This is a genomic window from Candidatus Clostridium stratigraminis, from assembly GCF_045310675.1.
GTDB classification, from domain to species: Bacteria; Bacillota; Clostridia; order Clostridiales; family Clostridiaceae; genus Clostridium_AT; species Clostridium_AT stratigraminis.
This window is the reverse complement of sequence record NZ_JBJHZZ010000029.1, coordinates 1-12,535: the sequence shown is the minus strand read 5'-3', so window position 1 is coordinate 12,535 and position 12,535 is coordinate 1. Positions and strand designations below refer to the sequence as shown.

Here is a 12,535-nt window from a genome sequence, read left to right as displayed (position 1 = left end):
TGCTAGAACAGCACCTACTGGTAGTGGAGTTGCGTCAGAACTTAGAAGCTGTCCATGAAAATCTGTAATTTCTACTAAATCAAAGGTTTTATTAGCAGGAGGTGCATTAGCTGAAACCGTTACCACACATAGGGAAGTTTTAGACCCATCCTCTGTTGTAACTGTTATAGTTGCGGTGCCCTCACTTACACCAGTCACTAACCCGTTATTTACAACTGCTATGTCAGGTTTATCAGAAGACCAGCTAACATTTTTATTTGTTGCATTAGCCGGATCTATTGTTGCTGTAAGCTGAGCTGTTTTTCCAATACCTAAGTTAAGAGTGGAGCTATTTAAGCTTACACTGTTAACATTTACTGTTGCTGGAGCTGTATTTTGAACTATTCTAAAATCATCAAACGCTACATTTCCACCACTCTTAGTATAAGTAAATCTTATTTGTGTAATATTCTGTTCTAAGTTATAAGTTTTTGTTGCTGCTACAGTAGGTAAAGGTTTAATGTCCTCGACTACTATCCAACTAGTTCCATCAAATTTTTCTACTTTTAAATCTGAGACATTATCTGTGGATGCCCCTCTAATCCAAAACGACATTGTTCCTTGAGCTGTTAAGCTAAAACTTGGTGTTGTAACTTGGGAACCATTTGTACCAAATTTTATAGATGGAGCAGTGTTTCCATAATATCCTGTGCTTGTACTTGCATAACCACCTATGTTTTTAAACACCCAATCTGTAGGTGCTATTGAAGTAGTTGTAGTGCCACCACCAGATAAAACACTATCAAAGCCTTCACTTAAAACAGTAATCGTATCTGCCTTAATAACCTGCATAGGCCCAATTCCAATAAAGTTTGAAATAACCATGGCTAAGGTTATTATCAAACTTAAAAATTTAGTTCTTTTCCTTTTTTTCAATTAAAACTTACCCCCTTTATATAATCCTAGGATTATATTAAAAATAATAGTTTATTTTGTAAAACCAAGCTGTTCTGGTTTTAAATCTAGTTATAGCTAAAGATGCAAAATTATAATAAAAGCCTTTAATATTTACACCTCCTTATGCTAATTTTTAAGGGTATTAATAGTCTATTTATGATGCAAATTAATAATACCAAATTTTGTAAGTTAAATCTATATGTTTTACTCATTTTTTACATATTTTACTACTTATTTTACATAAATTTTTACTTGAAAAAGCTAAATTTTAAGTTAATACTTTAAAGGTACTTATTTGCTGAATAAATTACAGCAAAATTAAGTAACCCTAATATTTCCCATAAGGTTAAACAAACATAGCTAATTTGTACAAAAAAATAAAAACCCTGTAGGTAAACCTACAGGGTAACAATTTTGCTATTCAAATTATCTTCTGAATCCTCTATTGTTGTTTCTTTCTGCCTTTCTTGCTCTTCTGCAATCTGGGCATCTTTGTGGTTCGTTTTCAAATCCCTTTTCCTTGTAGAAAGCTTGCTCGCCTTCTGTGAATACGAATTCTTTTTCGCAGTCTTTGCATACTAAAGTTTTATCTGCCATTTCAACATTCCTCCTTTTATAATATTAGATTTAAAAATTGATAACCAGATTATCTCTAAAAAGAGGACTGTTGTTACAATATTAAATCTTGTAATAAAGATTACTTTTTCATAATATCATATCAATGATTAAAATTCAATAGTAAATTGCACTTTATACAAAATATAGTAATAATAAACTTATCCTCTTAATGTTTATTTTACTGCCAATTCAACTTTAACAATCTTACCCTTAATTCTAGACACTTTTAAGGCATCTAATACAATTTGCCCTTTACCATCTAAAATATCTACATAACTAAAATTATCCTGAATATCTATAATTCCTATATTATCAGCACTAATTCCTTCTATGCTTAATATAGTACCTACTATATCCACTGCTCTGATCTTTTTCTTCCTACCTGCACCTATATATAACTTAGTTATTTGCTTATTAATTAATTGACCTTTATCTTTTTTAGGTTTAGGTGCTGCATTTTTACTAAGTAGAAACTTTTTCTTTGCAGCTTCAACATTCTCTTTGCTAGGAATTAAACCTAATGGAATGCTGTAATTTAAGTATTCCTCAATGGCTATTAAATACTTTTCTTCTTCAATTGCTGCAAAGGTTATTGCTTTACCTCTTTTTCCTGCGCGACCAGTTCTGCCTATTCTATGAACATAACTTTCTTTTTCCTCTGGAACATCATAATTTATTATTAGTGATAAATCTTCAATATCTATACCTCTGCCTGCTACATCTGTGGCAACTAATATTCTGAATTCTCCCCTTTTAAAGCTTTTCATGGTTTTTAATCTTTCATCTTGCATGATACCTCCATGAAGTTCCTTTACGGAAAATTTAGATTGCTGCATTCTTTTACTTAATTTATCAGTTGTATCCTTAGTACTGCAGAAAATAATACAGCTTTCAGGGTTCTCAGTACATAAGAGTTTAACAAGTAAATTATATTTTTCATCCTTATTTACCCTATATAGAAACTGATTAATACTATTTGCGGTTATAGTTTCACTTTTGGTTTCTACTTCCACAGGATTTACCATATACTTTTCACATAAGCTTCTTATTTCCTCTGGCATAGTTGCAGAAAAAAGCATAGTTTGTCTATTACTTGGAAGTTTATTAATTATAGCTTCTACCTGATCTATAAAACCCATATTAAGCATTTTATCAGATTCATCTATTACTAAAAATTTAATTTTATCTAATGTGATATTTCCTCTTTCAATGTGGTCTAAGGTTCTTCCTGGAGTCCCTGCAAGTATATGAATCCTTTGTTTGAGTTCTCTTACTTGCATACTTACAGGCTGTTTACCAAAGATTGCAGCACATCTAACTCCTTTTAATCTTCCAATGTTAGTTATATCCTCCTTAATTTGAACACACAATTCTCTAGTAGGAGTTAAAATTAAGGCTTGCGGTGACTTCTCATCAATTACTATTTTTTCACAAATAGGAATACCAAAGGCAGCAGTTTTACCACTGCCAGTTTGTGACTTTACTATTACATCCTTGCCATCTAATACTAAGGGAATACTTTGACTTTGGACCTCTGTAGGCTCCTTATAATTTAATAAGTCAATTGCTTTTAATATATTTTCATTTAACATATAATTTTCAAACTTCATAAATTATTCCTCCTTTAGTCGGAAACACTGAGCAATTAAGCCCTCTCGCTCCCGCTCGATACACTGGGTAGTCTAGCTTGCCGATTGCTCATCGACAGACTACCCGTAGAAGCCCATTTAGGGTTTCTACCTCGTAAATGTCCATTTAGGACATTTACCTCCTTTAGTCGGAAACACTGAGTAATTTAAGACTACTCACTCCCGCTCACAAACTACTCGTTAAAGCCCATTTCAATTATTTAAATGCAAAATAATAAAGAAGTGCATTGTTTATTATACACTTCTTTTTTAATAATTAAACTGCTTTTTATTTATTATAATTTAAAATGATTCCTTGTATAAACTTTTAAGTTTTTTAGCATAGCCTTTTATCTTGTATGCAGCAATATCATAAGGCTTTCTTCTTATAAAATTGAAATTAAAAATTGTGTCTTTGTATACCTCCAAAATATTTTCTCCAAAAGTTTCTGTTGAGTATTCTTCAGCTTTCTTGCAGGCGTTTAGAGAAAGTTCTTTTAGCTTTACTTCATTAGTCAGTATTGAGTTAACAGCACTTACAAATCCATCTTCATCTTTAAAGGTGAATCCATTTTCACCGTTTATAATTAAGTTTTCAACGCAGGGATCATACCTACATACAACAGGCAGCCCACTTGCTAAGGCTTCTATATATGTTAAGCCTTGAGTTTCACTAGTTGATGAGGTTACAAAGGCATTACCCAGTTGATAATATTTGCATACTTCATCTGGTTTTACCATCCCTGTAAATATAATTTTATCCTCAAGATTAAGTTCCTTTGAAAGCTTTATAAGTTTTTCAACATAGGGACCTCCACCTACTATTAAAAGTCTAATGTTACCATTTTCTATTTGAATTTTCTTAAAGAATTTTATTATTTCCTCAATATTTTTCTCTTCTGCTATTCTACCTATATATACAAGGATCTTTTTATTATTTATATTTAGCTTTTCTAAAAGTGCCCCTTTTTCTTCCTTTGTAATTTTATTCTTAAACTTATTTATCTCAATTCCAGTAGGTATAATATACATATTTTTATTAACGCCGTATTTACTAAGTACACTTTCAACTTTTTCTGTTGGTACAACTATGCCGTCAAGAGAATTTAATAATATTCTAGTTAGCTTGATTGACATATCCTTTGAGATAAGTTTTCCTTTAAATATATATTTAAGATAATCCTCATATAGTGTATGATAAGTATGGATATGCGGTATTTCAAGCTTCTTAGCAATATTTTTAGATACAAACATTGTTGAAAACTCTGTTTGTGAATGGATAATATCCGGCTTCCATTCGATAATCTTTTTTATTAGATTATTGTGTAAAAAACTTTTTGCCCGTGCATTGGGATAAATACTTACGCCAAAGGATTTAAGATAATAAATATCGCCATCAATCTTTTCTTCTCCTGAAGGAGAAAGAGTTAATATTTTCACATCATTTCCAAGATTTTTTAATTGCTTGTACAAATTTTGAGTAGAAATTACAACTCCATTAACCATGGGATAAAAGGTATCTGTTGTTATCAATATCTTCAATATTATCAGCTCCTAATATCAATACTCATGCTTTATAATATATCATATAAATTATATTTTGTAGATAGTTTAATAAACTATTTTCTTAAAATAATATATTTGATTATACTCTAAGAATAAGTATAAAAACCATTAATTTTAATAATTTAATCTAAATTTAATAAACAGTACCTGAGTTTTATTATTATCTCTTTCTATAAAAATTAGGAATAATCAAATAGTTCATCATTCACTGTATTTGCTTCTCAAAATATTAAATAAGAATACAATCACATAAGCGAATTGCAAGTATCAGGAAATAGTGTAGCAAAAGACAGCAGTCAGAAATGGTATTTATAATTTAAAAATTGAAGTTTCTTTGACATTCTGCTGCAGAAAGGATGGTAGTGAACTCCTCACAATGATACCTAAAAGTACTCCGATTAGTATAATCATTATTACCTGAATCACAAACAGCCTTCCGATGTCACTTTCCTTCATGCCCATCCAACGGAGTATCAAGATTTATTAGTTTGTGCACTATTGGGATCTTTTCCGTCAGTAATGGTAACATAGGAGGTAAAAGTCTGCTGTATCGCAGTTCCGTCTGTTCCCTGCATCATGGGAATTACTAATCACTCCTCTATGAAATTCCATATTATTAAACTTATTCTATGCTATATCTTAGAATATTGATATATCCTTAACTTGAGGTTTATGTTCTTCCTAAAAAATCTCCCTAACTTAACAAAATTCTTATAATATGCGAATATCGCATATTATAAGAATTTTATTTCCTTTAATATCAATACATAATATTTAAATTTTAGGAATGAACACACTCTCATTATTCTTATTTTAAATTTAACTTTGCTAAAGCTTCTGCCAATGCTGAATTCATTGGTTCATCATTTTTCTTGTTTTGATTGTTTAGGAACTTTGCTACATCCTTTTTTGATATATTACTGCTTTCCTTCTTCTTTCTCTCGTTAAAAGCAGATAGTTTTTCTTTATATCCGCATTTACAGAAGAAAATTTGACCTTCGCCTTCTCCGCGAAGCTCAAGCTTTTTATGACATTCAGGGCAGCGGGCATTAGTAATTCTTGCTAGTGATTTTCGATAACCACATTCCCTATCTTGGCATACAAGCATCCTTCCATGCTTCCCGTTAACCTCCAGCATGTATTTACCGCAATTAGGACACTTATTTCCTGATAAATTATCATGCTTAAACTTATCACTACTTCCCTTTACTTCTTGTACAAGCTCGAAGGCATATTTTCTCATTTCCTCCGTAAATGCTCTTGGATCTTTCTTTCCTTTACTAATTTGCTCTAATTCAAGTTCCCATTTAGCTGTCATTAAAGGTGATTTTAATTCTTCTGGAACTAACTCTATTAATTGCTTGCCTTTTCCTGTAGGAATAATCTCTTTTCCATTCTTCTCTATATAAAAAATATTAAACAATTTTTCAATAATATCTGCTCTTGTAGCAACTGTTCCTATACCACCAGTTTCACCAAGTGTTTTAGCTGCGACCTTATCTACATCTACATATTTATGAGGTTTTTCCATCGCTGAGAGAAGAGTACCTTCATTAAATCTTGCAGGTGCCTTTGTTTTAAGTTTCTTACTATCAACTGAAATTATGCTTAATTTTTCACTCTTTTTAACCTGCGGTAAAACTTGGCTATCCTTTTCATCTTCATCTTCTGCTAAATCATCTGCTCTGTCATATACCTTCTTCCATCCCTTAGACTTAATTACATTTCCTTTAGCGACAAAGCTTTCTCCATTAATATCTGCTGTTATAGTAGTTTGTAGATATTCATATGGTGGTAACATCACAGATAAGAACCTTTTAACAACTAAATCATAAATATGTCTTTCTTCACTACTTAAAAGAGCAATATTTCCTCTTTCCTCAGTTGGAATAATAGCGTGGTGATCACTTACTTTGCTATCATCTACAAAGCTTTTATTTGCATTAATCTTACTATTTAATATTTCTGCGGTGCAAGCTCTATAATTACCTATAGAAATTGCTTTTAAACGTTCTTGTAAAGTTGCAACAATATCACTAGAAATATATCTTGAATCTGTTCTAGGGTAAGTTAATAACTTATAATTTTCGTATAATCTTTGCATTATAGATAAAGTTTGCTTCGCTGAATACCCGAAAATTCTATTTGCATCTCTTTGCAGCTCTGTTAAATCATAAAGGCCAGGTGAATACTGTTTTTTAGCACTTTCATTAACATCAACTACATTTGCATCCTTTCCTTTAATAGCAGTAAGAATTTTATTTAACTTATCTTCATCAAAAATGTTGCTATTATTATTTTTATCCTTCCATTGTAGGGTAAATCCTTTAGCCTTTGCATTTATTACATAATAATCCTTCGGTTTAAAATTTCTAATTTCTTCTTCACGATTAACTATCATTGCCAAGGTTGCTGACTGTACACGCCCAGCAGTTAATTGAGCATTATGCTTGCAAGTAAGTGCTCTTGTAATATTTAAGCCTACAACCCAATCAGCTTCTGCCCTACATGCTGCCGCCTTATATAGATTATCATATTGTGATGAAGGCCTTAAATTTCTAAAGCCCTCAAGTATAGCTTTATCTGTTTGAGATGATATCCAAAGTCTTTTCATTGGCTTGTTAATTCTAGCTTTCTCTAGTATCCATCGAGCCACGAGCTCCCCTTCGCGCCCAGAATCAGTACCTATAACAATTTCTGTAACGTCTTTTCTATTTAATTGCTCTTTAACTACATTAAACTGTTTACCACTTTGCTTAATAACAACAAGCTTAAGTGGTTTAGGTAGCATAGGTAAGTCTTCCATCTTCCAGCTTTTATATTTATCATCATATATCTCTGGGTCAGCTAGAGTAACTAAATGCCCTAAAGCCCAGGTCACAATATATTTTTCACCTTCTATATATCCATTACCTTTTTTATTACATTTTAAAACCCTAGCCAACTCTCTTCCAACTGAAGGTTTTTCAGCTAACACTAATATCTTTGCCATAAGTTATACTTCCTTCCAATTATTCATTCCTTAAATTATTATATATAAATTTCTATATATACTGCCCTTTACATTATAAATGCTATACTCTTTTTTGTACAACAATATAGTTTTATAAATATAACCTGTATGATAATTATCATGAACACCACTAAAAGGGCTGGTAGCCATCCATAGAATATCATATTACTGCTAGCGCATATATGAAGCTGGCCTAAACTTTGTTCAAATCTTCGCGGACTGATAATAAAACTAGTAGAGGAGGTATAATTTTATACCTCCTCTACTTAAATTTTATGATTATTATTACAAACTAATTTCTTTTAAGAAACTTGTTCCATTTTTCAATTTTTCAACTTTAAATATATCTGCCACAGTCTGTCCAAGATCTGCAAAGCCTTTTCTCGTACCTAAATTTACATTTTGCTTTATAGTTTTTCCATAGGCAATAAAAGGAACATATTCTCTTGTATGATCAGTACCCTTAAAAGTTGGATCACAGCCATGATCTGCTGTAATGAAAAGCAAATCTTTATCATTCATAGCTTCCATTATTTCTGATAATCTTGCATCAAAAGCTTCCAGCCCTTTTGCATAGGAGTTAACATCTCGACGGTGGCCCCATTTCATATCAAAATCAACTAAATTAGTAAATATTAAACCTTTCTTATTTTGCTTCATAAATTCTAAGGTTTTATTTACTCCATCCATATTGTCTTCAGTGTGCACTGCTTCAGTTATTCCTTTGCCACAGAAGATATCCTCGATTTTTCCAACGGCCATTACATTTAAACCAGCTGTTTTAAGCTTATCTAATAAAGTGTCATAAGGCGGTAATAGTGAAAAATCTCTTCTGTTTGGTGTACGTTTAAATTCATTTTCTTTACCAATAAAAGGTCTAGCAATAACCCGAGCTACAGCATATTCTCCAATTAACATTTCTCTTGCAATTTCACACATTTTATAAAGCTCATTTAGTGGAATAACTTCTTCATGAGCAGCAAGCTGAAATACACTATCGGCGGAAGTATAAAGTATAGGGCTTCCGGTTTTACAATGTTCTTCTCCAAGTTCCTCAAGAATTACGGTGCCAGAAGCTACTTTGTTACCAATTACCTTTCTGCCAATAGCCGCTTCAAATCGCTTTACTAAGTCACTTGAAAATCCATTGGGGAAGGTTGGAAAAGGTTTTTCTGAAACCACACCTGCCATTTCCCAGTGTCCTGTCGTAGTATCCTTACCATTAGATATTTCCTCTAATCTTGCAAAACAGCCAACAGGTAAATTAACCTTTTCAATATTCTGCATATTATCTATATTTCCGAGACCTAAAGCACTAAGATTTGGTAACTTCAATCCAGATACTGTTTTTGATATGTTACCTATTGTATTACAGTAAGCATCTCCATATTTATCAGCATCCTTCATAGCCCCCATACCAACGCTGTCAAGTACTATCCATATTACTCTATCCATTTACTACCTCCTGTATTCCTTTTCCGCGCACAAGAATTATCAATTCTTCTGCCTCCTCTATTACTTTCTGTACTAAAATTTAATTTGGTCTTTTCAATTAATAAGTAAGCGCTTTCATATTACTTTAAAATAAAATGTGAATTAAATTTCACATTTTATTTTATAATATCATATATTAAAGGAATTTTAGCAGAAGCTTCTGCTGAAACCATATAGTTTGCTAATATATCCTTTTTAGCCTTTTCTATTTTATCTTCAGTATTAGCATGTATATAAGCAAGCACGTCCCCTGCCTTTACTGCATCTCCTCTTTTTTTGCTTAAAATTATGCCTACTGCTAAATCAATTTGTTCTTCCTTAGTTGCCCTTCCTGCTCCAAGTTCCATAGCAATAAGACCAATATTTTGAGAATTTATCTTAGTAACATAACCATCTTTCTCAGCTAGTACAGGAACAATATACTTTGCTTTTGGTAAAAGTTCTGCGTTGTCAACCTGCTCTGTATTACCACCTTGAGCTCCGATAAATTCTTTTAATTTTGCAAGTGCTGAACCATTTTTTACAACACTAAGAAGCATCTCTCTTGCTTCATCACTATTCTTTGCCTTATTTGCAAGCACAACCATATTACTGCCTAAAGTTAAACATAGTTCCATTAAATCTTCTGGACCTTTTCCCATTAAAGTATCCATAGCTTCTTTTACTTCAAGGGCATTTCCTACAGCAAAACCCAGTGGTTGATCCATATCTGATATAACTGCTACTGTTTTTCTTCCTATATTATCTCCTATAGTAACCATTGTTTCTGCTAATTTTTTTGCTTCTTCAAAGGACTTCATGAAAGCGCCGTCTCCAACCTTTACATCAAGTACAATGCAGTCAGCGCCTGCTGCAATTTTCTTACTCATAATACTTGAGGAAATAAGTGATACGTTATCTACTGTTGCAGTAACATCTCTTAATGCATAAAGTTTTTTATCTGCAGGTGCCAAATCGCTTGTTTGACCCATAATAGCTATTTTTTTAGTATTTACGTTTTTTATAAACTGCTCTTCTGTCATATCCACTGAAAAACCTTGAAAGGATTCAAGTTTATCAATAGTTCCACCAGTGTGCCCAAGTCCTCTTCCAGACATCTTAGCAACAGGTATTCCTAAGGCAGCTACCATTGGAGTAAGTACTAATGAAGTAGTATCCCCTACACCGCCTGTGCTGTGCTTGTCAACCTTTATGCCTTGGATTTGCGATAAATCCAGCATATCTCCTGAATGAACCATTGCCATTGTTAAGTCAGTAGTTTCTCTCATATTCATCTTTTGAAAATAAATAGCCATTAATAGAGCTGAAACTTGATAATCTGGAATGTTCCCCTTTGTATAATTCTCTACGAAATAGTTTATTTCCTCTGTGCTAAGCTCACCACCATTTCTCTTTTTAAGAATTACATCATACATTCTCATTTTTATTACTCCTTTCTAATTTTTAATAATTATCATTAGAGGCAGCTGCATCAGAATTAATTATTGCAACGCTGGCACTAACTCCTAATCTGTTTGCACCTGCTTTTATCATTTCAACTGCTTTTTCATAATCCCTTATTCCACCTGAAGCTTTAACACCAATTTCCTCACCGACTGTTTTGCGCATTAACTCAACATCATGGCTATCAGCACCTGAGGTTGAGAAACCGGTAGAAGTCTTAACAAAATCTACCCCTGCTTCTTTTGCTATTTCGCATATTTTTACTTTTTCTTCGTCCGTTAAAAGACAAGCCTCAATTATTACTTTTACTAAGGCTCTCTTATTTGAAGCCTTAACTACAGCCTCAATATCTTCTCTAACAATATCATAGTTTTTATCTTTAAGTGCTCCAACATTAATTACCATGTCAACTTCTTGTGCACCATTTTCTATTGCTTGATTTGTTTCAAAGGCCTTTACTTCTTTTGTATTTGCTCCTAAAGGAAAACCTACAACTACACAGGTTTTTACACTAGTTCCTTGTAATGTACTACTAACAAAGGAGGTATAATATGGATTTACACATACTGATGCAAAACCATATTGAATTGCTTCTTGACAAATTCTTTTAACTTGCTCAGATGTGGCTTCTGCCTTTAAGATTGTATGATCTATATATCTTTCTAATTTCATGCCTTACCACCTATTCTTTTTTACTTTTTCTGACCCTTTTAGTACCACTACTGGCCTAACAGTAATTCTTCTTACATCATTTTTATTAGGAGCTTTTATTAGCTCACTTAACATTTCCATAGAAGCTCTACCAAGTTCTAATGCTGAATCATCCACATAAGAAATACCCAAATCAATTACATCAAATACATCAATTTTGTTAAAACCTATTATAGCTAAATCCTCTGGGATTTTCATTTTTTCTTCTAAAACAGCTTTTACACAGCCTAAGGTCATCATGTTACTGCTCACTAGTAACGCACTCGGTCTATCTTTCATCTTTAGTATTTTCTTTGTAATATCATAAGCTAAGTCTAATTTAAAATCTCCGGTATAAATATAGTCTTCTCTCACATCAAGATTATTATATAATAGTGCTTTTTGATATCCCATAAACATTTCAGAAGCTGGCTTTGAGTCCTTTTGTCCTTTAATAATACCTATTTTGGTGTGTCCTTCCTTAATTAAAATATCTGTTGCATCAAAGGCACCTTTCATATTATCAACAAATACACCATTAAGATTAGAATATTTAACGTCTGCAGCTACAAGCACAAGTGGTATTCCCAAATTCTCAAGTTTATTTATATAGTTTGTATTAATATCATTTTCACCGAAATTAGGTGTCATTATTACTCCTTGAATTCTTTGTGCTTTTAAAAGATCTAATGCTTTTAATTCTTTCTGTAAATTATCATCCGTATTAAATAAAATAATATTTAAATTATTTTTTTCTGCTACTAGACTAATACCTTTAATTATTTCACCAAAATAGGAATTGGTTATGTCAGGTACTACTACGCCTATAGTGTTAGTTTCATTTTTAGATAAACTTCTTGCTATTGCACTTGGTGTGTAGTTTGTATCTTTTATTGCATTTAAAACTTTTTCCCTAGTTTCAGTTTTTACATAGCCAGAATTATTTAACACCCTAGAAACTGTAGCCAAAGATACTCCTGATTTTTTTGCGATATCACTAATTGTAGTACCCATTTTAAATACTCCTTAAGATTAACATAAATATTTTTAGTATTTATTAATATTCGTAGTTAAAATTATCTCTCACCCTTAACGTAAGGAGTTCCATCAGCAGCTGGAGCCTGAGTCTTACCTATAAATCCAGCAA

At 32.2% G+C, this 12,535-nt stretch carries 10 protein-coding genes; all 10 read right to left on the bottom strand.

All coding sequences use genetic code 11. The features are described 5' to 3' along the window. On the bottom strand, nucleotides 1-915 hold a 915-nt coding region (locus ACJDUG_RS17575), incomplete at its 3' end, for an Ig-like domain-containing protein (protein ID WP_406771168.1). Nucleotides 916-1,362: 447 nt separating this feature from the next. Next, a complete protein-coding gene (locus ACJDUG_RS17570; protein ID WP_406764169.1) occupies nucleotides 1,363-1,533 on the bottom strand; it encodes a zinc-ribbon domain-containing protein in 171 nt (56 codons plus the stop codon). Nucleotides 1,534-1,727: 194 nt separating this feature from the next. After that, on the bottom strand, nucleotides 1,728-3,164 hold the full coding sequence (locus ACJDUG_RS17565; protein WP_406771167.1) for a DEAD/DEAH box helicase: 1,437 nt from the start codon (nucleotides 3,162-3,164) through the stop codon (nucleotides 1,728-1,730). 321 nt (nucleotides 3,165-3,485) lie between these two features. Next, nucleotides 3,486-4,724, bottom strand: a complete 1,239-nt coding sequence (locus ACJDUG_RS17560) for a glycosyltransferase family 4 protein (protein WP_406771166.1) — start codon at nucleotides 4,722-4,724, stop codon at nucleotides 3,486-3,488. Between the two features lie 333 nt (nucleotides 4,725-5,057). Continuing rightward, nucleotides 5,058-5,204, bottom strand: a complete 147-nt coding sequence (locus tag ACJDUG_RS17555) for a hypothetical protein (protein ID WP_406771169.1) — start codon at nucleotides 5,202-5,204, stop codon at nucleotides 5,058-5,060. A gap of 352 nt (nucleotides 5,205-5,556) precedes the next feature. Further along, nucleotides 5,557-7,740 (bottom strand): DNA topoisomerase III, encoded by a 2,184-nt coding sequence (locus tag ACJDUG_RS17550; protein ID WP_406771165.1) that lies wholly within the window; start codon nucleotides 7,738-7,740, stop codon nucleotides 5,557-5,559. A 306-nt stretch (nucleotides 7,741-8,046) separates the two neighbouring features. Further along, nucleotides 8,047-9,216, bottom strand: a complete 1,170-nt coding sequence (locus ACJDUG_RS17545; protein ID WP_406771164.1) for a phosphopentomutase — start codon at nucleotides 9,214-9,216, stop codon at nucleotides 8,047-8,049. Nucleotides 9,217-9,371: 155 nt separating this feature from the next. Then, complete coding sequence (locus tag ACJDUG_RS17540) at nucleotides 9,372-10,676, bottom strand: pyrimidine-nucleoside phosphorylase (RefSeq protein WP_406771163.1); 1,305 nt, start codon at nucleotides 10,674-10,676, stop codon at nucleotides 9,372-9,374. A gap of 22 nt (nucleotides 10,677-10,698) precedes the next feature. Then, nucleotides 10,699-11,370, bottom strand: coding sequence for a deoxyribose-phosphate aldolase (gene deoC / locus ACJDUG_RS17535; RefSeq protein ID WP_406771162.1), 672 nt, complete (start codon nucleotides 11,368-11,370; stop codon nucleotides 10,699-10,701). Nucleotides 11,371-11,373: 3 nt separating this feature from the next. Continuing rightward, nucleotides 11,374-12,402 (bottom strand): LacI family DNA-binding transcriptional regulator, encoded by a 1,029-nt coding sequence (locus ACJDUG_RS17530; RefSeq protein ID WP_406771161.1) that lies wholly within the window; start codon nucleotides 12,400-12,402, stop codon nucleotides 11,374-11,376. Nucleotides 12,403-12,535 lie beyond the last annotated feature (133 nt).